The organism is Pseudoalteromonas sp. AWH4_217 (assembly GCF_056161105.1).
This window is the reverse complement of sequence record NZ_JBSWYM010000012.1, coordinates 171,381-195,613: the sequence shown is the minus strand read 5'-3', so window position 1 is coordinate 195,613 and position 24,233 is coordinate 171,381. Positions and strand designations below refer to the sequence as shown.

Genomic DNA, 24,233 nt, shown 5'->3' with positions numbered 1-24,233 from the left:
TTCGTCTAAGCAGTGTATATTAACCGTCATTAAGGTTAAGGAACGCTGCATGAAGGTTTTACACACATCCGACTGGCATCTGGGTCAACAGTTTTATGAGCACAGCCGTCACGCTGAACATCAGTTTTTTCTCGACTGGCTGTGCGACACGCTCACCTCTCATCAAATCAATGTTTTAATTGTCAGTGGCGACATCTATCACAGTGCTACGCCCTCTGCTTTGGCTGAGCAGCAACTGTATACGTTCATAAAACGTGCAAAAATGAACAACCCAGGCCTGCATATTGTGATCACGGCAGGCAATCATGATTCTGCTAACAGAATAGAAACAGCCAAGCCGTTACTGAGCCAGTTTGATACGCATGTGGTGGGTCGTTTTGATAAGCATTCCCCTCAGAATGTGATTAAAACACTCGTAACCGAACAGGGCACGTTGCAGGTTGTGGCTATGCCTTTTTTACGTAGTGCCGACCTGGACAGCCAACCTGACGACCCCCAGGCGTATCAGCAAGGCGTCGAGCGTGCTTATCATGCTGCATATCAAAGCCTGGATGAACAGCACCCGGTTCTGGCTATGGGCCATTTGCATGCGAAAGGTGGCAGCATTTCAGGTGACTCTGAGCGCAACATCACGATAGGTGGATTCGATGCCATTACCGCTGCGGTGTTTGGTGAGCGCCCTGACTATGTGGCACTGGGGCATTTGCATAAAGCACAAAAAGTCGCAGGCAGTGAATCCATTCGATACTGTGGGACGCCCCTACCCATGTCATTTTCGGAGCGCAACTATCGGCATCAGGTGTTGCTGGTGGAGTTTTCCGACAATGCCCTCAGTGGTGTAAAGCCCCTTGACGTTCCTCGCCTAAAGCCGGTTCTTTTGCTCCCTGAACGCGGTGGCGCTACGTTGGATGAACTGCTTGAGTTACTGAGTGATTTGGATCTGTCTGACTATCAAGACAAGCCTGAAGCGACGCCTTACCTGAGGCTGCGACTCAATGCCAGTGACACGGATAGCCAGTTCCGCGTTAAGATTGAGCAGGCGCTGACTGATAAACGTGTCCACTTTTGTGGTATCGAGCGGATCAGTACAACACAACAATCTTCAGACACGCCTTACTTCGAAGACTTGGGTCAGGTCGAGAAACTGGAGCCTATGCGTTTACTGGAGTTGGCGTATGAGGCACAAATTGACAGCGAGCAACCGGTTCCCGATGCGTTGCAAAATTGCCTGATGCAGGTGCTGGCCAGTGTACAGGAGCAGGAAGCATGAAGTTATTAGGGATCCAAGTTCAGAATCTGGCATCGCTGGCTGATGCTGAAATCGATTTTACTCAACCTCCGCTCAAAGATACTGGCCTGTTTGCCATCACGGGAGACACCGGCGCAGGCAAAAGCACCCTGCTGGATGCCATTTGCCTGGCGCTCTATGGGAAGACAGCGCGCTTAAAAGCAGATGCCAAAAACAAAGTGCTACTCAATGGCGATGAGCTTAAGCTCAATGATCCGCGTAATCTATTGCGCCGTGGTTGTGTCAGTGCCCTGGCTGAAGTGACTTTTTGTGGACAGGATGGTGAGCAATATCGTGCCAGCTGGCGTGTCAGCCGTGCTCGCAATAAGCTCAACGGGCGAGTGAAAGAGGCCGAACATCAGGTTGTACGGGTAAATGATGACACCATACTTGCCACCAAAACTACTGAAGCCAAACAACTGCTGGAGCAACTGTTAGGATTGAACTTTGAGCAGTTTTCCCGGGCAGTCTTACTTGCACAGCATGAATTTGCCGCCTTTTTGAAAGCGAACAGTGATGAGCGGGCACAGCTGCTGGAGACCCTGACCGGAACGGCCAAATTCAGTGTGATAGGTAAGGCGATTTTTGAACATCATAAAGCCAAACAGGACGCGCTGGAGCAGCGTAAACAGGCGCTTAATCACGTAACGCTGCTCAGTGATGAGGTGCTTGCTGAGCACCAGGCTAAAGCGGCCGGGTTGACGACATCTATTGCGGATGCCAGGCAGGAAGAAAAAAACCTTGAACAAGGAATTACCTGGTATCAAACTTGTGAAAAACTGACTCAACAGTGTCATCAGGCCGAGCGGGAGCAGGTACAGTATCAGCAGCGTCTGGCGGAGCAACAGGATGACTACAATAAAGCCAGGCGTGCGCAGTCGGTAGAAGTGATCGCGGACAACCGGACTCAGGCCAGAGAAATTGCCGCCCGCTTAGCACAGTTGGACGCGGATATCGGTGCCTTGCAACGGCAGGATTATACCCCGCAGATCCGCTCTGCACAGAGTGCCCAGCAAGATGCTCAGACGCGACTTACACAGGCGAAACAACAATTACAGGCAGCTGCGCCTGCCCTGCATGCATTGCGTGAGCTGGATCAACAGCGCGAAGCCAATAAACAGCTGCTGGCACAGAGTAATGCGGCGCTCAATGAACTGCAAGCGCAGTACGATACCTTGATACAACGCGGTGAAAAATTAAATACACAACTGAAGACTGACCGACAGGAAATGACGCAATTGCAGCTTCGCTGTGATTCCGAACCTGAGCTTAGCCAATTGAGTGCGCATTGGTCGCAGGCCAGCAATGCGTTGACGCACTGGCAGAGCTGTCAGCAGCAACGTCTTAAACAGGTGGCTGAACAGCAGCAAACTCAGACCAGTATTGATAAAGACAGAGCGGCACAGCAAGCGCTAAAACCCAAACTGGCTGAGTTAAAGCAACAACTGACAGATGTTCAGGCCAGTCTGAGTGCCACTCAGTCTGAGCTCAGCGGGCTCGATTATGAGACGTTGCAATTTCAGCGGACTCAATTATTACAGGCACAACAAAGTCAGCAACAGCGTAAAGAGCTGGAGCAGGAACAGGGTGAACACCGTGTTCACATTGACCGCTTAAGGCACCAGCATCATAGTCTGCAGCAGCAGCTCAAAGATACAGAGCAGCAGGACGAACTGACCAGACAACGCGTGTTACTGACTCAGGAGAATCTCCAGCAGGTGCGCTTTCGGGCCAGTGACAGTGTAAGCAACTTAAGAGCTCAGCTGGTTGCAGGTCAGGAATGTATGGTGTGTGGTTCGACAGAGCACCCCTATGGCGTGGATCATATTGACAGCCACTGGCAGACACTGATAGCTGATTTTGAATCGCAATATCAGGCCGCAGAAAAGGCCCGTGAGCAGACACAGCAACGGTACCATGACTTGGTAGGCCAGGCTGAAAAGTGTAATGGTCAGCTACAGGCGGCGCTTCAGCATGAAGCGCAACTCAGCAGAAAGCTCAGTCAGGTTGCAGAGATTTTAGCGCAGCTGCCAGCAGGGTTGCGTGATACAGACGACCCGCAGACATATCTGGCACAGCTGGATCAAAAGTTACACACCTACAGTCAGCTTAGCAAGGTGCAGCAACAGCTATGGCAGCAACAGCAGACATGCCAGCGAGAAGTGCAGCAACAGGAAGAACAGCTGCGATTGTTGCAAAGCCAGATCGAGCGCGCCGAGCAGTCGCTGGCTTATGCGCAGAGCAGGCTGACGGACATTCAAACGGAGCAGCATGATGCCTTAGCTGAGGTAAAACAGCTATATTCAGTGTCGTTATGGTGGCAGCAGTTTGAACAAGCACCTGATGATGCCATAGCAACGCTGACTGAGCAGGTGCAACAGCGGCTGCGCCAGCAAGCGTTGCTTGCAGAGCTGCAACAAAAAGTCAGCAACGATGAACAACAAGCGAAGCTACTAGAGCAACAGCGTGATGATAAACAGGTGCAGCTCGAAAAAGCGGCGCGCTCAGGTCTGCAACTGGCTGAGCAAGGTGATGTTCTGACGCGGGAGCGTACTGCGATACAACCTCTTGATATTAGCGCAGACAACTGGCACCAGTCATTGCTGGACGCGCAGCAAAGCGCTGAAGCGGCGCTCACTCAGGCTACACAACATGCAGCCGAGTTGCGTCAGGCACAGGAGTCTCAGGCACTGACATTGGCACACAAACAACAGTCGCAACAACAGCAGCACGAAGCGCTAGAAAAAATCCAGGTACGTTATCAAGCCTGGTTCACTGAGGTAAAAGCGCAATTTGAGACATTGACTGAGGACGAAGTCGAGGCACTGCTGCAATGGGATAAAACGCAGTGGCAAACCCTGTTGCAGACATATGAACAGTTGCATAATGCTTTTCAGAGTGCTCAAAGTAAGCACACACACCTGAGTGAAGAGCTTCAACTACTGCGTGCTCATCCCGCAACAGAGCAAAGCCTGGAGCAGCTCAATACGAGACTGACACAGCTGCAGCGTGAGCGAGACGAAAAGCAGGCCCAGCTGGTCAGCGTCAATACCTTGCTAAAACAGCACGAAGACAATAAAACGTACCTGGCCGAACAGTATGAACAGCTTCAGGCTCAGCAAGCTGAGTATGAGCACTGGCATTTGCTAAATCGCTTGCTCGGCGATGCCACGGGTAAAACCATGCGTAATCTGGCTCAGGCGCAGACGCTGCGGATCTTATTGCAGTATGCAAACCACCACCTTTGCAGCCTGAGTAATCGCTATCGCCTGACGGTGATAGGCCAGTCTCTGGAAATTGCGATAATTGACCGGGATATGGCCGATGAACAGCGTAGCGTAAACACGCTCTCTGGCGGGGAGTCATTTTTGGTGTCACTGGCACTGGCGCTGGGTCTGGCTTCCCTGTCATCAAACCAGGTTCAAATCAGTTCATTATTTATCGATGAAGGGTTTGGCACTTTGGATCCACATACGCTCAGTGTGGCGCTGGATGCGCTCGATGCTTTGCAATCGCAGGGGCGCAAAGTGGGTGTGATCTCCCATGTGGCCGAAATGACCGAACGCGTTGCGACGCAAATTAAAGTACAAAAACAGTCAGGCGGTTATTCGTCAGTCACCATCAGCGAACGATAAGGAGACACCATGCCCAGTTTTACAAAGGATGAAGCAACCCATTACGACAGTCGTATTGAGCGTCTGGTGCCGGGTTATCAACTGTTACATGAACTGGTTCAGGCACAATTACAGACACTGTTACCCGAGCAGGCTGAGATCCTGATTGTGGGTGCCGGAACCGGAAAAGAAGTACTGCAGCTGGCAGAGAGTAATCCGAACTGGACATTCATCGTCCAGGATGTATCTGACGATATGCTGGCCATCGCAGATCAAAATTTTACTAACTGTGGATTGTCATCGCGCGTGACCATACATTCGGGGCCGCTGATGCCGGGCCAGTATCAGTCTGATATCGCACTGTGCCTGTTGGTGATGCATTTTGTGACAGACGATGGTGCTAAGCTGGCACTACTGGAGTCAATTCATAATAATCTCAAGCCGGGTAAACAGCTGTTACTGGCGGATCTGATGAAGCCCGAGACCCCGTTTGAGCGCGAGGCTCAGCTGAAGCACTGCCGCGCAATGGGCCTGACTCATATCGGCGAAGAACGTATGCGCCATAACCTGGAGCACGAATTTTACCCACTCGATAGGATCAGGCTGGCTGAGTTGCTGGATGAAAGCGGTTTTTCCCCCGCTCATATGTTCTTTAAAGCACTAGGATTCAGTGGCTTAAGCTGTATCAGACAATAACTCTGGCATGCTCCGACAGGATCAGCTCAGCCAGCTTTGAGATCTTAATATTACTAAGCTGGCGATAATCCAAATACGGGCAGATCAGCAACTTATTAAGGGGGTCGATGGCAAATTCCTCATCTATCCAGTGCAAAGAGTTAGTAAGAATATGATCTCTGAGCAAAGCTTTTGCATAAGTTCGCCCAGCTATGATGTGCCAGTCATAGCGATTGGCAGCCAGATCTGGCACAGAAAACAGTAAAGCCTCCTGACTCCCCTGCTGTAACAGCCGCTTATCCCGATACTTTTGCCAGCTTGGATAGTGTTTTGGTTGGTTAGTAAAATCGTGATCTGGGTGGCTGAGTTCTGCTATAAACTTGGCATACACATTGAAAACTTTGCGCCAGCCATTACCACATTGCTGGTTGATGTAGTCGATTTCCCCTGCCTGTAAGGCTATGACTTTATTTAACTTTTGAAATTCTGCGAGTTTTGGCGGGTGCTCGACATAAATGGCTAGCACGCCCTGCTCTGCGCCAAATCCGTAAGTTGGTAAATTCATGATCTCACTAAAAGGTGATTGCTATTCTCTGAGTATTATATCTGTTTTTGTACTGCTCTTTCGAGTTATCAGCTGTAAACCCCCTTTACACTGAGCTTTCGCTCTAACTTTCCTGGTTGTCTTATCTTTGACTTATAAATGACTGAAAACATTAATATTTAAGAAATGTGTCTGTAACCGGTTCAGCCCAACCTATTGTGCGCTTTATAACAATAACTGTAGCAATCGTAGCAACTAACTCGGAGTAACTAATGAAGCGCATAGCATATTCGTTGATCGCCGCTGCCGTCGCAGTGGCATTAACCGCCTGTGATGGTGATGATGGTAAACAAGGCCCTCAGGGCGAGCAAGGTGTTCAGGGTGAGCAAGGCACTAACGGTACAAATGGCACGAACGGCACTGATGGTGCTGACGGTGTCGTGGGTAAAGATGGTCAAAACGGTGGCTCAGGCCTGATCCGTATTGCCACTGTGCCAGCAGGCGCTGAAGTCACAGGTTTGTTCCTGAGCGAGCAAGGCGATTTGTTCTTCAATGTGCAGCACCCAAGCGATGCGAACACTTCGGAAGATGGAAATGGACGCCCATACAATGGCGGCACTGTGGGCGTATTAACCGGTGTTAATTTCAACGAGTTGCCACGTAATATAGTTAGTTCACCTGTTCCAGTTACAGAGTTTGAGAGGCAAACAGTTGTGACTGCGATTGGTCAATATCAGATCCTGGGTCAGACAGGTGATGTGTATGCCGACTTGGGCGAAAAAGGCCTGGCGGGTGGTTTAGGTGTGCACTACGGCATCACTTCAGGTGACAAAATCCTTGAAAACGACAATCCGGATTTCAATGGCTTTGTTCCAAGTGCTGACGAAGAAAATACAGGTTATTTGTTTACTAACTGGGAAGCTTACCCGGGTGGCATGAGCCGCCTTAAAATGAGCAAGAGCGACGCGGGCACATGGAGCATCGAAGAAGCCATGATGCTCGACTTTGATGCAGTAAAAGGCACTGCGGCAAACTGTTTTGGTTCTGTATCTCCCTGGGGCACGCCGTTGACGTCTGAAGAATGGATTGTAAGATCTGACGTTGGCACTACTCAACATGCTAGTTGGAATGATCCGGCCTTTATGAAGATTGACAGAATGAAAGAGCTGGTTGCACCTGAATTCCCTAATCCTTATCGCTACGGTTATATTGCTGAAGTGCAAAATCCGCTTTCGGATACGCCAGACATTGTGAAACATTTTACCATTGGTCGTTACGAGCACGAAAACTCCGTGGTTATGCCGGATGAACGCACTGTGTATTCCTCTCAGGATGATACCGGTGGCGTACTGTTTAAGTTTATTGCGGATCAACCTAAAGATTTGAGTTCAGGTACGCTTTATGGCGCGAAGCTGACTCAGGACAAGGGCCTGAACGATCCGGCGGTGACTGGCTTTGATATTACATGGGTTGAAATTGCATCGGGCACCAATGCCGAAATTGAAGCCTGGATTGCCGAGTATGATGAAATCAGCACCGCAGACTTTGTTGAAGGTCAAACAAGTTACCTGTCTGTGGCTGACGTAAAAGCCTGGGCAGAAGGTAAAGCAACCTACCCAACGCTTGCTGAAGGTGGTGGTCTGGTTACGGCGGGCAAGCCAATGGATAACCGTGCCGCATTCCTTGAGTCTCGCCAGGCGGCTAAACAATTAGGTGCTACGGCAGAGTGGCATAAGCTGGAAGGGATCAGCATCAACTACGACCGCGTAGTAGAAGCCGTCACGGGTCAGGACAGGGTGCCTGGCGAAGTGGTTGAGCAGGCTTATATGTATATCGGTGTTGCCGACATTGACGAGACGATGATCGGTGATGAGGGTGATGTTCAGCTGTCTGCGCGTGTAAAAGATTGTGGTGGTGTTTACCGTGCGCACATCGATAACAACTATAATCTGACACGTATTGAGCCTGTAGTGATGGGTGGTACGCACCGCTCCAGCCTGACTGATGCTGAACAGTGTGACGTCAATCAGTTGTCTCAGCCTGATAATGTGATTGTTATGCAGGATGGCCGCATCATCATTGGTGAAGATGGTATTCAGGAAAACAACACCTTGTGGTTGTACGATCCTAACGCTAAGTAATTGTAAGACTCGCGGTGCCCGTTCGCGGCACCGCATTTTTTTATCCAAAAATGGGCGTCATAAAAATGAAATACCAAGTAATCGGCCTGGCAGTACTTACTGGCCTGGCACTGACCGGCTGCGAAGAAGCACAACATCATAATAAAGCTGCAGAACTAATCGCCTCGCAGTCAGCGCATAAAGCTGCACCGTACAAACCCGGTGATGATATTCCGGCAACCGCTTACATGGAACACGATGAGGTCTATAACCCTGAGTCCGTGATCCCACCCCAGTGTTACACCAAAACCGATGGCGTGAATAACCCCTGTTATGCCTGCCATCAGTCTTATCAGCAAGAGCCAGAAAGACCGAATGCGATGCGCGATGGCCATTTGCAGGGCGTGTATGAATTCTCTGACTTGGGCCTGAAAAATCACTGGAAAAACCTCTTTGTTGACAGGACTGATTTGATCGCAGGTATGCCAGATAAAGAGATCATGGCGTGGATCAATCAGGATAATTACACCCCGTTTATCGAAAAGCTGAAACAAGATAAGCAATGGCGAGGTGAAATAACCCCGCTGGAAAATCTGGCCTATCCGGAAAAAGCTTTTGATGAGATGGGCTTTGCCAGAGACGGCAGCGGCTGGGTGGCGTTTAACTACAAGCCTTTCCCGTCGACGTTTTGGCCCACCAACGGCTCCACGGGCGACGTGATGATCCGTTTGCCCGAAGCGTTTCGCTCAAAAGGTGGGGTATACAATCAGGACGTGTACCTGGCAAACCTGAGTCTGGTTGAGCTGACGCTAAAAGGTCTGGATAAGATCTCTACTCCTACAATCTCTGAGCAGCGCATTGGCCAGGATTTAAATGGCGACAATCAGCTCACCAAAATCAGCGAGATAACGAGGCAATCACATTATGTGGGTGATGCCACAGATGCACTGGCGCATATGCTGTACCCCCAGGAAACTGAGTTCCTGCATACCGTACGTTACATTGGTGTGGACGAACATGGTGGCATTTACAACGCGCCGCGTATGAAAGAAGTACGCTACATGAAAAAGCACAGGTTTAAGACCCGCCAGTCACTGAACTCTTCATATCATCGCGAAGAAAAAGAAAAAGAATTCGGAAACCTGCCACAAACCCTGTATCTGGGCGATCAGGGTATCAACAACACCTTTGGCTGGACTATCAATGGCTACATCGAAGACAAGCAAGGTAACCTGAGACCACAGCATAAGCAGGAGCTGGCGTTTTGTAATGGCTGTCACAAAACCATAGGCTCAACCTACGACCAGACCTTCTCATTTGCTCGCAAAGTAGAAGGCGCACGCGGCTGGGGCTATATCAACCTCAAAGAAATGAAAGATGTGCCCAACAAAGGCGAAACACTCGGTGAGTTCCTGACTTATATGAATCGCGTTGGCGGTGGCGACGAATTCCGCCAGAACCGCGAAATGCTGCAAAAGTGGTTTAAAGCAGATGGTACGGTAGACAAAGAAAAAGTCGAGTCGGCAGATAACCTGTACGAGCTGATCACCCCATCAAAAGAACGGGCGCTGGCACTGAACAAAGCATACAGAACCATAGTGGAAGAGCAAAGCTACCTGTTCGGCCGCGACGCAACGCTGGTTGAAGCAAGCAACGTACTGCAACAAGTAGATGACTCCCAGGCCCCGTTAAAAGAAGAAAACCAACACCAATGGGACATGCAACTTGATTGGGTGAACAATATTCGATGATTAATTATCATCGAATATTGTGAACGCGAGGCATGGACGCCGAGCCGGGAGCCCTCCACATGGACGTGTGCCCACTCGTACCTTATGAGAACGACGATTGATAATCGTCGCAGACTCGGCGCCCCCGCTCACTTAGCGCTTTTCATGGATGAAAAGCCGGAAGCCCCTACAGGGACGTTTAGCCACTCGTACCTTATGCGACCGACTTGTTTTTCAATTAGTCCCCGGCTCGTTGGCCGGGGTGACGGGAATAGGTGGTTCTGTGAGTTAATTTCAGCCGCTTTAGCGCCATGTGAAAAACTCGTATAAGTTATCCAGCGGTCTTGGTCTGTCTTTGATATACATTGAAAAATTACTTTCTAGCTGAGCTCTGAACTTGCTTTGATTCACCTGCCTGAATATCATCATTCGGTGCTGGACACGGGATCTGTTGGCATGCGACACGAATTTAAATATTGCCTCAAAGTTGAATACGCCTGAGCAACAGTTCTGTGTAAATGAAAGTTGGATGGTTGGATTCTTTATCTATTTCAGCATATTGAAACCCTTTTTAAAGCGGGGTTTCTATATTAGCATCATTACCATCAAAACAGGTTTATGGGTTTGGCTTTGACTGAACGGCAACTCACTTGAGTTACCTTTTTAAATGAGCGTTTGTGTACTGCGTTGATAGAAGGGAAAGCAATACATTTATACGGCCTAAAAGAGGTTTATATAACCTCACTGAACTTCAGTAAAAATGTAAGCAATGATGAATAGCTTATGTAGTGGAAATCTTACTGGTTAACTTGAAACTACCTATTTTTTAGATAGTTAGAACGAATAACTAGCCAATTGGGATTGCCAATCTGTCACAATTCAAAACAACGAAACAGTCGGTTCTATGATAAGTAATGTATTTGCATGCTAAGGTATTTGCGGTAGTGGATATGGTAAGCCGCCACAGGAGAGTCATATGCAAAAAAAGACAAACATAAAAATTATGATGTTTATTTGGGCTGAACGGCTCCCGCTTATCTTTGCGTTGGTTATCGGGCTATTGTCTGCAGCGGTGTATTACCTGGTCCTGTTTGCCAGTATGGCTGATACCGAAAGTGCTCTGGTCTGGTTGCTTGGAGTTGGGCTTGGTGGTGCCAGTATCGGATATCTGGCGGGATTGAGTGTCGCTAAGCAAGTATACCGTGAGCAGCAGGGCACTGGACCATCTATAACTGACGGCTATGAACAATCGAACGATGGTGATTAGCTTTGGATTGAACAAGTAAACCAGACACTAATGATGTCCTCGGTAAATGAAGGAAATGGAATGAAAACAACAAGAAAAATAATGGCTTGCGCCTTTTTAAGTTTGCTTTCTCTGGGAGCCCAGGCGAAAGCTGACTGCACCACTGATTGCCAGTTGAGCAAAGTGAACCAGTATTTCGATGCGCTGGATACTGTCTCATATAAAGGGTCTACGGTTGCGGATGTTGATGCCCTGATTGAACTGATGCACGACGAGGTCAAATACGAGCATATTGAATATCAGGCTAACTTTGATAAACCTGCCTGGCGACGCGCATTTTTACGCAACCTTGAGGGTGGCCGTTACGATAGTGCAAGCAACCGAGAAATCCGGGTATTACGTACAATCCCGGGTAAAAGTCATATCGCGGTGGAGTATGCCTATGGTGTTAACCAGGCGGATGGCAGCTGGCAACAGCAAGAGCCGAGGCTGGCCGTGTTTGGTTTTAAAGAAGGTAAAATCAGCCTGATCAGAGAATTATGGTAGTTTGGTTGAATGATATCGTAAACGTTGCGTGGCGAGCTCGGTAAGTGGCCCTGTATTGGGCTTCCTCACCGGCTCGATACGATTAAGCGTCGTACTAGAGCCGCTGACTTACGTATACCACCGCTTTGTTACTCGTTCCGTCTGCAATGACAATATCACTTTTTCCATCTTTATTCAGATCGGTCAGTGCAATTCCCCAGGGGTTTTGGATACTGCTGTGCTTGAAGCGAGTGCCCTTTAGCTTGCCTTGATTGCTGTAAATAATGAGTAATTCACCAGACCAGCTACTGATTAAAGCATCTTCAATCCCATCATGGTTAATGTCACCTGTCACAATTTGTTTTGCACCCGAAGATGCCTGGATAGTGGCTTTTGCATCAATGTTGAAATTGCCTTTTCCATCACCAAAAAAAACGGTTACCGCATTACCATTATTAGCGGCAATTAAGTCTGGTTTGTTATCCCCGTTCAGGTCTGCCAGCTCTACGGCGAATGGAGAGGTAGCTTGTGGTAGGGTATGCAAAGAAAAAGCGAAATTATCTGTCCCTGCGTTAGTTGCTATTCCAATGTTGTTTTGGTTTGGTGTAACCAGATCTGGATAACCATCACCATTGACATCCTTAATGGCAAACCCTCTGTATGGGTCGCCGCCAGTGCGCACTACTTTGCCCGGTGTTTGAAACTTACCATTTGCCAGACCTTTTAAAACCAGAACCCCCTCATGAGTGCGGCTGTCGACTATAAGATCTGTTCTGTTATCACCGTTAAGGTCGGCCAGTTTAACGACATGTGGGTGGGGCTTGACGTTCAGGTTCATTGGAGAGTGAGGAGCCGGCATAAACTGTCCTTTGCCATCTCCAATGAGCATAGTCACATAGGAGGTCTCGTGGTTTGCTATCACTAAATCAGCATGACCATCACGATTTAAATCAGACGCGGTAATGCCGGAGGGGTTTTCTCCCGCGTCAAACGTCCCACTTTTATGAATACCTCCTGCACCATCGCCAAGGTACGTAATAACATTATTATCTGCGGTATTGGCAAAAACCAAGTCAGGATTGTCATCTGAATTGAGATCATGCACCAGGATTGTTGGTTGCCCGGCGCCAACCTGAAAAGTGGACGTTCTATATTTGGTGTCCAGAATGCTGATTGTTTCAGCAGAGCAAGATAAGCCAATGAAACCTAAAATTGCTATCGGGAAAAGCACAGTCCTTTTACTTTGCATCATGTTACACCTGTATCTGTTTGAGTAAACAACACTAAAGCTACGGGATAATGTAAGTGCTGTGGATAGGGTCAAAACATCGGCACAGTCAGTTTGCTTTATGCACAAAGAACAAAGTACTACAGCTTATGTTGGGTGCCAACCCATAAAACAAGTGTTGCTTAGGCCCAGATATGAGTAACATCCGGGTCTAAGCTGGAGCAAGTATATCTGCGACTAGAAGTGGTAGCTGATCCCGACATACACCGTACGCGGCATGCCGGGTTGAATTCGGGTCCTGCCAAAGCGCTCCTCGTTTTGCAGCGCATAGGTTTTGTCGGTAAGGTTTGCTATCCGGGCGTGGAGTTTCACGCGCTTGTTGAGGCGGTAGTTAGCTTTGAGGTTAAACACCGTATAACCCGAGTAAATATCGGTATTTTCAACGCTTAGGTAGTAATCACCGATGCTTTTGGCTTCAGCAGTTAGCCTGAGTCCCTTAATGGCCTGGCTTGTGTAGTTAAGCCTGAAGTTGGCAACATATTCCGGTGCCATGTGCAGACTGTTACCCGACAAATCCTGCTCCATCGACTCGCCCGTCTCGCGGTGAACCCGCCCTTCATCACGAATGTAATGACGGAATTCATGGTCAGACTGGCTGTAGGCCAGCGCGGCAGAAAATGCGCGGTTAAACTGGTAGTTCAGGCCAAGCTCAAAGCCTTTATGTCTGACACTGGAAGCATTAACCCGGTAAGAGGCGCCCAGATCACTGAATGCCGTAACAATGGCGTCGTCCACATCCATCAGATAGTAAGCCAGCTCAATCGACAACGCATCCAGGTTAGCTTTGTAGCCCAGCTCATAGGTATCGGACGTTTCTTCTTTCAGACTCCCCAGCTGTGCACTACTTTGGCGGCTTTTAAGGTGGTACATTTCTGGTGCAGTAGGTAATCGCATCGCGTTGGCGAAGCGTGCGTATACACTTGATTGCTCGTTAAGCAGATAGTTCAGGCTCAGCTTAGGGCTGAGGTGGCTAAAAGTGTCTGTACGAGAGGCAATGGAACGATTGCCAAAGCCATCGTCTTTGTATTTAGGCAGAGCATTGTCAAATTCGTATTCACTGTGGTCAAAGCGTATACCCAGGGTATAGCTGAGTGCATCGCTAAGATAACCGAGGTGCTGGATATAAGGTGATACACTTTTAAAAGTGGTGGTGTCGTCGTAGAACACATGCCCTTGCGGGTATGTCGCTGCTCCGCGTCCGGTGGTGATTCTGGTGGTGGGCTGAAACGAGTAGGTATCTCCGGACGTATGCTCCAGATCAACGCCTAGTGTCGTTTGAGCACTGTTTTGGTGGGACCAGCTTGCCAGTGCCAACAGGCCGAATGTGGTGACTTCCGTTTCTTCTACCGGCATATTGGGCTGCCAGGTCGCGAGGTGTTCCAACGTGCGATGACGCGCGTAAGGGATAACAGACACACTCAGGTTTTTATCCTCATACAGATATTCAGTGCTGAGGCGCATATAATCTGTGGTTCTGCGGGGATCTAAAGCGATCACTTCATCAGGCAGACCTGACTGAGAGGGATCCTGTTCAAATTGCTCTATGCTGAGTGTGGTCAGGATCTGCTGATCAAGCGATGAGGCAATCAGCGAGGTCGTCAGGCTTTGTTTGTCGTCCAGCTGATATTCATGGCGTACATCCAGCTCGGTCTTTTCAACGGCGTTATGCTCTCGCCAGCCGTCATTTTCCAGATAGGCCGCCGATACGCGCACGCCTCCCTGGTTGCTATCCAGCCAGGTGGCACTGCCATTAAGGCGTGAATAACCATGTTCCCCGACTGTCAGGCCCAGAGAGTTTCTGTTCGCTGAAACTGGCTTCGACAATACATTGACCGTGGCTGCTACCGCGCCTGCGCCATGCAAGCTAGTTCCTGCACCACGAAGCACTTCGAGGCGTGACAGGCCAATGTTACTGCTGGTCCACCATAGTGCATTATGGGTATAAAAAGCTGCCGATTGCAGCGGGATATTATCCTGCAAATATAAGGTGTAGCCATCAAAATTAATGGGCATGCGCACGGCTGCGTTGTGCCCTTGTCCACCCGATAGTTGATTGATCAAAACGCCCGGTATGGTTTGCAATGACTCTGAGATATGTTGTGCATTGTCGTCAGCAATGGTTTGTTCGGATACCTGACCGACACTCAGCGCCAGATCGGTATTGGCTTTGGCTGTACGGGTTGATGTAACCGTGATTTTTTCTATCTGGTCGATACCAGCTGTGTCAGCAGCAGCCTGTGCTGAATACGCCTGTAGCAAGGCGAACGTTAACGCAGAAACAGTCAAACCGGGTTTCATGAAGACCTCATTTTTCGTTCAGGGAGCTGGATGATAATCCTGCCATGTAAAAATGTACAAATTATGCGGTCAGTATACGACGGTGTTTATGTTGTCGATCTTTGTCTGACGGAGCAATCTAAGTCCTGCCACATGATAATCACTTGTATGGCTTAATGATCTCATTCGCGATGCTGTAACTCATTGGCCAGTTGTTGTGCCTGTGTAATTTCATCGAGTGTCATACGCTGTTCCAGATGTCGCCTTGTCCACTCAACGCGACTATATACCTCGCTGTCCTGGCGGGTTTGCAAAAAGTAATGACTGTATGCCAGCGCCTGAATATAGTTTTGTCCGCCTGTGTCAGGGTCCAGATATTGATAGCCTCGGATCAACTGTAAGGTTGCTTTCTCCCCGCCTAGCAAAGCGACTTGCTCAGTCACATGATATTTTTGCGCGGTGAATGCTTGCATCTGAGCGACTTGTTCATCTCTGGTGAGTGTACTGAAATTCAGTGCCTGATGTACTTCGGCCGGGGCAAGTAGCCAGAGTGTGTCGGCTGCTTTATCTGAGCCCATTTGGGCTGCGTGCATCAACTTCTCTACATAGTTTTCATCACGGTTGGTGTTGCTCAGACAGCCTTCATATCTGGTTTTCATGGTATCGATTATCTCGTGCACTTCATTGCGAGATAATGCCAGTTCGAGCCATTGATTGAACGCTTCGTCGCTACGCGGTACGTTGCGACACTGGCGTATTTGCATGGCTTGTTTAAATAGTGCCTCGGCTGACTCGGTCTGCACCTGCTCGGGTTGTTGGCGTGTCGTGCTGACAATTGTATTCGTCAGGTCCGGGTGCTGAACCTGTTCGACAACGGGGTTAGCAACTTTGATATGCTCGGCTTTATTCTGTTCTTTTGGGTAAAGAAGCTGCGTACAAATAAAAAGACAAAGGCCTGTCAGCAGGCCAATATATAGACGGTGCATTAAAAGGGTACCTGTTGATGAAAGGTGCCGCTTTATGAAGGCGGCACCCGAGATTAAAATCCGTTTTTAAGTGCCTGGGCTCTGTCAACCACCTGGCCCTGATGGATCACTGTGTGGATTTTTTGGGTGTTCTGAATATCTTCTATCGGTGAGGCGTCAAGTATCACAAAGCTTGCCTGGGCGCCCGGTTTTAGGCTGTTGTTAATCCCCAAAAATGTGCCAGCCTGTGTGGTTGTCGCTGCCAGCGCCTGCCAGTTCGACATGCCTGCTTCGGTTAAATTAAGCATTTCCCTGTGTACTGAGTAGCCCTGAATGGTGCCATAATTACCGGCGTCCGTTCCGTTTAAAACAGTGACGCCGGCTTTAACTAATTCGGCCAGGTTGGCGGTTCTTTGCGCATCCAGCTTACGCCACTTTGCTTCTCTGTCTCCCCACTTTTTCATTGTTTCTGCACTTTGGTAACCTGCAATGATGGCTGGGGTTGTCATGGCCTGAAGCAGCTCTGAGGCGACCACTGATTTGTCAAACAGAAAGTCTGTCAGATCGGTATGCACTGTCATGGTCGGGATCACCACCATTTTTTCTGCTGCAACTTTATCTGCCAGTCCTGCCGGGATCGGCGCGCCGGGCATGTGGGTGAATGCTGTGGCGCCTACGTCGATGGCATCGATGACATCCTGCCAGGTTTTAAGGTGGACGATGGTTTTGATCCCGAGTCTGTTGCTCTGTTGGACGATGGCAGCAAAGGTGGCCTTATCAATCGAAGGCTGGTCGTCACTGGGCTGATATACCACTTTAATCACATCGGGTTTGGCTTTGGCCAAACTCTGCACCTGAGCGATAGCCTCTTCTGGGGTCGACATAGTGCGTGTTTCCAGGCCGTATTCTGTGCAATGGCCTTTTGGCGCGGTCAGACAAGATAAACTGCTGTAGATATCGGCACCCAAAAATGCGCCTGTTCTTTGTTTTTGTCTTGCAGCTATCTGGCCTTGCTCATGGCCAAATAAGTCTACAAATCCGGTCACTCCGGCATACAGCACACGTTGGGAGATCTTTTCAGTGCCGGCAAAATCTGATTTAGCATGGGGAGCTCGGTTGCCAAACGCATGAACATGCATGTCGATCAGTCCAGGAATTAGCCAACGATTATTTAGATTTAGAGTCTGACCTTTAAAATTGGCCGGAGGCACAGGGTATTCAGCGGCTATCTTGCCTTGTTCAATCAGCACGGCACCACGGCGGATCTCCTGCTGGTCGACATCAACAATCTGAACCTGAGTGAGTAGTAATGCATCGGATGACATGACCTGCGTTTCAGCTGCATAGCTAAATCGTGCACTTAGGCACATGATCATGGCACCACCGAGTACGCCTGTGAGCTTGGGTATTATTGTTTTCATTATCAGGATCCTTGAGCAGAAAAAATGTTTTTTATTAGTGTTATATCCAACGTCATAGTGTGCCTATTTAGCAGATACCGCGCAACGTCAAATATGCTGGACTATGCAATGTAAAGGGGGTTGACGCCACTTAAGAAGGCGCCAGAGCGCGTTCAATACGACTTATTGTGATATTGTAAGATTTATTTTCGTTGCCCGGCTCTTATGTCTCTATGATTTCTGATGAGCCGGTGTTTTACGAAAAATTGGGGTATCGACTGGTTGCACCGAAGAGCCAGGGTATGACCAAAAAATTCCAGCCGCACAATTAAACTCAAGGGTCACTATGAAACAGAATATTGCGCACATTGCACTGGTGGTCAACGACTACGACGAAGCGCTCAACTTTTATGTCGGTAAACTCAAGTTTGAGCTTATAGAGGATAGCTATCAGGCGGAGCAAGATAAACGCTGGGTGGTGGTCGCCCCCCCTAATTCTCATGGTGTTGCTTTATTGCTGGCGAAAGCCTCTAAACCCGAACAAAAACGCTTTGTTGGTGATCAGGCTGGCGGCCGCGTGTTTTTGTTTTTAAGCACTGACAACTTTTGGCGCGACTATGAAGCGATGCAAGCCGGGGGTATTCATTTTGTTCGTGAGCCCGCTGTGCAGGACTATGGCACGGTAGCTGTATTTGAGGACCTGTATGGGAATTTATGGGATTTGATCCAATATGCTGACGGGCACCCTATGTCTGCCAGATGCGGTTAATTATGATTGAGTCGTCAGTATCACGTCGAATGGCCAAAACGATACTTACTGCTGAACTTGGGTAAATAGAGTACACTCGCGCAACCATCTGATATTATTTCTATTTGGGTTACATAATAATGATAAAAGTTGATTACTCTCAGTATACTCAGGCTGAACTTCATGAAGAACTGCAACAAATACCCCCCGATTCAGAGAATTACCCAGCTCTGATTGCTGCGATAGATGCGCGCCGGGAGGAAGCTGAACGACCCCAGCAATGGACGGAGAAAACACTGCACAGTGCAGAAACGCGTGTGAAGGTCATAGGCTATATACAGCTGCTTGCTGCGTTTGTGATGATAGTTGGGCTGATATTCGGACCCCTTACATCTTGGCAGTCACTCATCAGTGTGCCGTTTATTGTGCTCAGCGCTGCAGCGGGTTATACCGCAATTAGTGAACAGGTAAAGTGGTACTGGTTATCGATACTGAATCAGGGGTTACAGGTTGTCAGTTTTTCTTTTGGAATACTGAACTACAAGTATACGGGGCTCGGTGGGATCCAAATCGGTTTTACCTGGCTAAAGGAGTTTGAACTTTCTTTTGGTATTTTATTTTCTTCCACAGTCCGCTTGACTGGTAACTCCGACGTATTTTCTTTGAATGCACTTCAAATTGATGTGCTTGCGCTGGTGTTAATGGTTGCCTTGCACACCGGACGAGCCCATCAGCGATAAGCCATCTTAATGTGGCCGCTCAGGCCACTTAAGCTATCGATTATCATTGTCCTTATTATAGCTTAATAATCTTACTTATTCTTATTGTGAATATGTGATAGTATATCTCGATTGTGGAGTACGAGCGCTAGCCAGTTCAGACTGCAGTGTGCTTAGCTTTTTGATTTAGAAAGGTAAATATATGTTATTTGAGTTGGAAACCTATACCCGCTATGCGAAGTGGCTGGGTCTCGCTGCCATTGGAGTATCCGTTCTTGCCTGGACGGTTGAGTTAATGGGGGCCGTTTATGTATGTCCTTATTGCCGTGTCCAACGCACAGTCATTGGTCTGCTTGGCATTATTTTGTTTACAGGGGCTGCACGTCATTGGGTAGGTAAATATGCCGCACTGGTATTTGGTTTCTTTGGCGCGGTTGTTGCTGCGAATCAGCACTTTATGGGCTGGAAAAAGATTTCAGCTGGTAAGTTTGAATTTAACGATACCCTGATTATTGATCCCTTCTTGCTTTCGGGATTGGCAATGACGGCAATCATAGGCTTGGTCTGGTTGGCCACCACACAGAAAAAATAAGTGGCCAGTTAGGCCAGACGCAAACCTAACAACCCAGCCCAGCCCAACGCATTGCGCGCCGGGCTGGGTTGCTTTTTAGGCCGGTTTTTCGTCCTTAATAACAGCAACCAGCAGTGCCGGTAAAAAGGTCAGACTGAGCAGCGTTGAAACTAAAATACCACTGAGTACGATAATTCCCACACCGCGATACAACTCGGTTCCTTCTCCTGGGATCAGTACCAGAGGTGCCAGGCCGAAAATGGTGGTGGTCGTTGACATCAGTATTGGTCTGAGGCGTTTTGCCACGGCCTGCTGGACCGCTTCTTTAACCTGCATTCCCTGCTCCATCACATAACGACGAGTTTGGTCGACAATCAGGATGGGGTTATTCACCACAGTGCCCAGTAAGATCAAAAAGCCCAGCATAGTGATCATATCAAATGGCTGATGGAAGGCACTGAGCCCTATGGCCGACAAGGTGCTGTTAATGCCGTTAACGGTCACCAGCCCTAACAGACCACCGGCCATACCTAAAGGAACGGTCGCCAGTATAAACAACGGATAGCGCCAGTGGGTAAAAATGGCCACCAACAGCAGGTAACTCAGTACCAGTGCTATGACGAAGTTACCAGACAGAGATGCTTTGGTGGCCTCTAACTGATCTGCTGCACCACTGATGTTGACCTTAATACCCTGAGCAATCTTGCCCTGTTGCCAGAGGTTAGGTAACAGCTGCTGACGGACTATTTGTTCAGCCGTTTCCAGCGCAACGTCTCTTGGCGGGATAATATACACGGTGACGGTCCGGTTACCATCAACACGACGCACGGAATTACTGTTCTTACTTTCAACCAGATCGGCCAGCGCATTGAGCGGTAGCACCTGTCCGTTGGGGGTGATGATAGGTGTTGTGGAGAGCTGCTCTATGGTCTGGCGATTGCCTGAGCCACTGAACAGGAACATGTCGACTTTATCATCATTAAGGATGAACTCATCTACATAAGCACCATCACTCATCGCAGCCACGGCATACCCAAAGTCTCTATTATCCAGCCCCAGTTCTGCCAGTCGTGCCCAGCGAGGCTGGATTTCGATGAGTGGCTGGTCGAGTGTCAGTGATCTGGGGTCGGAGTTGATCTGCGGCTTATCAAACAGTTTATCCGCCTCGGCATAGACAGCTTCTGCTGCACTATAGAGGTCCGTGATATTTGCACCGGCAATATCGACCGCCACAGCGCGCGTACCGCCATCATTACTGGAAATAATCGAACCCCGAGCAGAGAACGCACGCATGCCCTCGTAACTTCTGAATTTATCTGTAATGGCATTCATCATCTGATTAATATGCTCTGGCTCAACGGGGGCACTTAAGAACCAGATCCGCCCAACTGACACTGACATGGAGTAGTACTCCAGTGGCGGCATATCAGTCTTCCCTGCCAGAAAATCAGCGTTGTCTGTTTGCACAAAGCCATCAAAATAGGCGCGCAGCTCCGTACCTATTTTTTCCATTTCGGTCAGGTTGTAGTTCGGAGGGGCAATCATCATTGAGAACGCTTTAGGTTCTTCACCTTCAGGCAAATATTCGGCAGCGGGCATCAAGGTTGTGGCCAGACCCATAATAACCACGATAAACGCAGCGCTGGCAATACGTGCCTGGATGGTTGTGCGGGTAAATAGCTGTGATAACTTCAGCCAGTAGGCACCTAGTTCAACCTGGCGTTTTTCTTCCAGATCTTGCTGCTTGCCAAAGTTTGCCAGTGCAACGGGTACGACAAAAATGGCCACAAGCATGGAGGCAATGATGGCGCCAGAAATGGCAATCGCAATGTCTGAGTAGAGTTGGCCGGCTTCCTGTTGCACGAATAAAATCGGTGCGAAAACTAATACCGTGGTGGCGGTTGATGCCAGTACTGCAGGCCAGACTTCCTTCACGCCGTTGATGGCAGCTAAGCGTCGGCTGATCCCTTCACGTTTGGCCTGAACGATAGATTCTAACACCACTATGGTGTTGTCCACTGTCATGCCGATAGCAAACGCGACTCCGGCCAGAGAGATAACATTGATGGTGCGGCCAAAACTCATCAGGGCAAAAAAGGCAGCGATGGTACATAATGGGATCCCCATCACACCAACCAGTGTCGCGCGCCCGGAGCGCAGGAAGAAGTACATCACCAGAGTGGCCAGCAGCGCGCCTAACGCCAGATTGGTCCAGACGTTCTCCAGTGAGCTTTTTACATAGCGGACATCGTCGCTCAGTAATTTCAATTCCAGGCCATTTTGCACGAGCAACTGTTGGTTAATTTCCTCAACCACTGGCAGCATCTGTTCTTTGATATCAAGTACATTGGAGCCGCTTTCGCGTCGCACCGACAGACGTAAAGTACGCTCTCCGTTTGAATAACTCACACCGCGGGTTTCGAAGTGATCCAGAGTGACGCTGGCAACATCTTTGAGCAGTACATTGGCATTGCCATCACGCTTGATGATCAGGTTTTCCAGCTCATGAAGTTGCTCAAAGCGGCCAATTACACGCAACAGGTAACGGCTTTCGCCACTTTCGATATCACCGCCAGAGGTATCGCGGTTACGGTCGCGGATCACGGTTCTGACATCACTCAGGCTGATACCACGCTGAGCCAGACGTGCTGCATCGACCTTGATCTGGATTTGTCGTTGTGCACCTCCGCCAATACGAACTTCTGAGACGCCTGTGACGCTTTCCATACGTGGGCGAATGTAGTCTTCGGCGTAATCCCGCAGCAGATCCATGTCCAGCTGTAATGGATTGCCGGCTTGCGGTTTAAGCAGGAAGAACATAAAGGCGTTGCTGGAAAAGGAGCTGGAAAACAGCCGAGGCTGGTCGACATTTTCGGGATACGCGGGCACCTGGCTGAGTGCATTGTTTACCCGGATCAGGGCGTCGTTGACCTCAACGCCAAAAGGGAATTCCAGCTCTATGGTGGCTTCACCCATCTCGGCAAATGAGATCATGCGTTGCAGATTCGGTAAGCTGCGCAGATAGCGCTCCTGTTCTATCAGGATCTCTTTTTCCACATCTTGCGGGGTTGCGCCGGGCCAGCCCGTTTGTACTGTAATGGTTCTTACTTCCAGGTCTGGGATCATTTGTACAGGAATGTTCAAAGCTGATACCAGGCCCAAAATGGTGGTGATCAGCACCACCACGGCCACTAGGGTGCCGCGTTTTACCGCTGATTCAATCATTGTAGATTCCCTGCTCTGGCGCTGATTTGCAGTTGTGTGCCTTCTTTTAACAGCTCTATACCTGTGGTGATCACCGACTCATTACCTGTCAGGCCTGTTACTGCAACATAGTCTGGTCGTGAAGCCGTGATGGTCACCATTTTTCGTTTAGCTGTGTTGTTGTCGGCAATAAACACGCTGCTGCCGCCATCCGGGTGCTGCTTAACCGCCTTTTTGGGGATCCATACGGCACTGTCTTGTGCACTCAGGAGCAGATCCGCCTGGGCCGACATGCCTGGCGTAAACTGAGCATGGACCATCATGGTATCGGTCAAATCTATGTGTGCCGTAAAGGTCCGGCTGGATGGATCTGTGACGGCAACGATGCGGCTGATCTCAGCCTTGATGGGCTTAGCTGCGTTGATATCAGGCGTAACCATAACCGGCAGTCTGGCGGTTGAACGTAACAGAGGAAAGTACTCCTGCGGGACATTGACCACAATGCGCAAGTCTGATTCTGCGACCAGAGTAAAGAGCTGGTTGCCCGGTGTGACCCATTCGCCCATATCCACAGAACGTTGCCCAATTACACCTGTAAAGGGGGCATACAGCGTATGACGGTGCAGTCTTTCCTGTGCCAGGGCAACCAGTGCTTGTTGTTTTACCTGTTCAGCCTTCGCGTTGGCCAGTGCTGCGGTGCGCTCGCCAATCAGCGTTTGTGCCACACTTTGCTTTTTTGATAGGGCTGCAACTTCATCAAGCAGACGCTGTGCCTCATTGACCGAAACCTCGGCAGCCTGCGCACCGGCCCTGGCTTGTGCCAGATTTAATTCTGCCAGTGTGGCATCCAGCTTTAGCAATGGATCGCCTTTGCTGACGGTGTCTCCCGCATCAACAAGCAAAGCTTCTACTAGTCCAGACTCCTGACTGGCCAGTTGTGCGTTATGTCTGGCTTCGACTGAGCCGCTAAGGGTCATTACCCTGGGTTGCTTTGTGGCACTGGGTGTGTAAACCTCAACCTGTGTGGTTTGCGCTAATCCCGCGTGTGAGTAAAGCAACATTGTGGTGATTAGCATGACGCTTGCGATTACGCGTGCGGAAATATGCATATAAGCCTCTAATGATAATAGTTTTCATTTAATTCTATGGGTCTTTTGACCAATAAGCATGCGATTTGCGACTAAACATGAGATTTTTGCTATTTATGGGATTACTGGCCTCCTTTAAGGGTATGGCTGGTATGGTTGACTGTTCTGCTGCAGACAAACGGTTTGTCTATGAGCAGATCCTTAGCGCCGATTTTGAAGAGGCCAAAACGA

Annotated in this window: 17 protein-coding genes and 1 pseudogene; 11 read left to right on the top strand and 7 right to left on the bottom strand. The window is 49.2% G+C overall.

The window, feature by feature from the left end; genetic code table 11:
* The first annotated feature begins 49 nt into the window (after positions 1 to 49).
* The 3 genes from ACXAH1_RS16295 to ACXAH1_RS16285 are packed head-to-tail and all read left to right on the top strand — an operon-like array spanning position 50 to position 5,598.
* Positions 50 to 1,270, top strand: coding sequence for an exonuclease SbcCD subunit D C-terminal domain-containing protein (locus ACXAH1_RS16295; protein WP_475198089.1), 1,221 nt, complete (start codon positions 50 to 52; stop codon positions 1,268 to 1,270).
* The gene (locus ACXAH1_RS16290; protein WP_475198086.1) at positions 1,267 to 4,923 is read left to right on the top strand and encodes an AAA family ATPase; all 3,657 of its coding nucleotides are present in this window, start codon (positions 1,267 to 1,269) and stop codon (positions 4,921 to 4,923) included. Before ACXAH1_RS16295 ends, ACXAH1_RS16290 begins: the two co-directional genes overlap by 4 nt.
* 9 nt (positions 4,924 to 4,932) lie before the next feature.
* Entirely contained in the window at positions 4,933 to 5,598 is a 666-nt protein-coding gene (locus ACXAH1_RS16285; protein WP_475198084.1) for a class I SAM-dependent methyltransferase, read from the top strand.
* Here the strand turns inward: ACXAH1_RS16285 and ACXAH1_RS16280 are convergent.
* Entirely contained in the window at positions 5,588 to 6,142 is a 555-nt protein-coding gene (locus ACXAH1_RS16280; RefSeq protein WP_475198083.1) for a DUF6942 family protein, read from the bottom strand. The two genes, ACXAH1_RS16285 and ACXAH1_RS16280, sit on opposite strands and share 11 nt — an antisense overlap.
* A gap of 251 nt (positions 6,143 to 6,393) precedes the next feature.
* On the opposite strand from ACXAH1_RS16280, the gene ACXAH1_RS16275 reads away from it, so the two are divergent.
* The 4 genes from ACXAH1_RS16275 to ACXAH1_RS16260 all read left to right on the top strand — a co-directional run bounded on the left by ACXAH1_RS16275 (position 6,394) and on the right by ACXAH1_RS16260 (position 11,763).
* A complete protein-coding gene (locus ACXAH1_RS16275) occupies positions 6,394 to 8,262 on the top strand; it encodes an alkaline phosphatase PhoX (RefSeq protein ID WP_475198081.1) in 1,869 nt (622 codons plus the stop codon).
* Positions 8,263 to 8,327: 65 nt separating this feature from the next.
* Positions 8,328 to 9,992 (top strand): hypothetical protein, encoded by a 1,665-nt coding sequence (locus tag ACXAH1_RS16270; RefSeq protein ID WP_475198079.1) that lies wholly within the window; start codon positions 8,328 to 8,330, stop codon positions 9,990 to 9,992.
* A gap of 955 nt (positions 9,993 to 10,947) precedes the next feature.
* Positions 10,948 to 11,238, top strand: a complete 291-nt coding sequence (locus ACXAH1_RS16265; RefSeq protein ID WP_475198078.1) for a hypothetical protein — start codon at positions 10,948 to 10,950, stop codon at positions 11,236 to 11,238.
* A gap of 60 nt (positions 11,239 to 11,298) precedes the next feature.
* Positions 11,299 to 11,763: a nuclear transport factor 2-like protein gene (locus ACXAH1_RS16260; protein WP_475198076.1), complete on the top strand. Its 465-nt coding sequence runs from the start codon at positions 11,299 to 11,301 to the stop codon at positions 11,761 to 11,763.
* A 94-nt stretch (positions 11,764 to 11,857) separates the two neighbouring features.
* Here the strand turns inward: ACXAH1_RS16260 and ACXAH1_RS16255 are convergent, their stop codons facing one another.
* The 4 genes from ACXAH1_RS16255 to ACXAH1_RS16240 form a co-directional block, all read right to left on the bottom strand.
* Entirely contained in the window at positions 11,858 to 12,994 is a 1,137-nt protein-coding gene (locus tag ACXAH1_RS16255; protein WP_475198074.1) for an FG-GAP repeat domain-containing protein, read from the bottom strand.
* A gap of 213 nt (positions 12,995 to 13,207) precedes the next feature.
* Positions 13,208 to 15,328, bottom strand: a complete 2,121-nt coding sequence (locus tag ACXAH1_RS16250) for a TonB-dependent receptor (RefSeq protein ID WP_475198073.1) — start codon at positions 15,326 to 15,328, stop codon at positions 13,208 to 13,210.
* A gap of 161 nt (positions 15,329 to 15,489) precedes the next feature.
* Positions 15,490 to 16,293, bottom strand: coding sequence for a hypothetical protein (locus tag ACXAH1_RS16245; protein ID WP_475198072.1), 804 nt, complete (start codon positions 16,291 to 16,293; stop codon positions 15,490 to 15,492).
* Positions 16,294 to 16,346: 53 nt separating this feature from the next.
* The gene (locus ACXAH1_RS16240) at positions 16,347 to 17,693 is read right to left on the bottom strand and encodes an amidohydrolase family protein (RefSeq protein WP_475198071.1); all 1,347 of its coding nucleotides are present in this window, start codon (positions 17,691 to 17,693) and stop codon (positions 16,347 to 16,349) included.
* A gap of 191 nt (positions 17,694 to 17,884) precedes the next feature.
* Here ACXAH1_RS16240 and ACXAH1_RS16235 point away from each other — a divergent pair.
* The 4 genes and pseudogenes from ACXAH1_RS16235 to ACXAH1_RS16220 form a co-directional block, all read left to right on the top strand.
* A pseudogene (locus tag ACXAH1_RS16235) lies at positions 17,885 to 18,004 on the top strand (GNAT family N-acetyltransferase); the annotation flags it as partial.
* Between the two features lie 14 nt (positions 18,005 to 18,018).
* Entirely contained in the window at positions 18,019 to 18,441 is a 423-nt protein-coding gene (locus ACXAH1_RS16230) for a VOC family protein (protein WP_253044671.1), read from the top strand.
* A gap of 119 nt (positions 18,442 to 18,560) precedes the next feature.
* Positions 18,561 to 19,160 (top strand): hypothetical protein, encoded by a 600-nt coding sequence (locus ACXAH1_RS16225; protein ID WP_475198069.1) that lies wholly within the window; start codon positions 18,561 to 18,563, stop codon positions 19,158 to 19,160.
* Positions 19,161 to 19,341: 181 nt separating this feature from the next.
* Positions 19,342 to 19,731 carry a disulfide bond formation protein B gene (locus tag ACXAH1_RS16220; RefSeq protein ID WP_475198068.1) on the top strand — a complete coding sequence of 130 codons (390 nt, stop codon included), beginning with the start codon at positions 19,342 to 19,344 and terminating at the stop codon, positions 19,729 to 19,731.
* A 75-nt stretch (positions 19,732 to 19,806) separates the two neighbouring features.
* Here the strand turns inward: ACXAH1_RS16220 and ACXAH1_RS16215 are convergent, their stop codons facing one another.
* Both ACXAH1_RS16215 and ACXAH1_RS16210 read right to left on the bottom strand, forming a co-directional pair.
* Positions 19,807 to 22,935, bottom strand: coding sequence for an efflux RND transporter permease subunit (locus ACXAH1_RS16215; protein WP_475198067.1), 3,129 nt, complete (start codon positions 22,933 to 22,935; stop codon positions 19,807 to 19,809).
* Positions 22,932 to 24,023 (bottom strand): efflux RND transporter periplasmic adaptor subunit, encoded by a 1,092-nt coding sequence (locus tag ACXAH1_RS16210; protein WP_475198065.1) that lies wholly within the window; start codon positions 24,021 to 24,023, stop codon positions 22,932 to 22,934. Before ACXAH1_RS16210 ends, ACXAH1_RS16215 begins: the two co-directional genes overlap by 4 nt.
* Between the last annotated feature and the right edge of the window lie 210 nt (positions 24,024 to 24,233).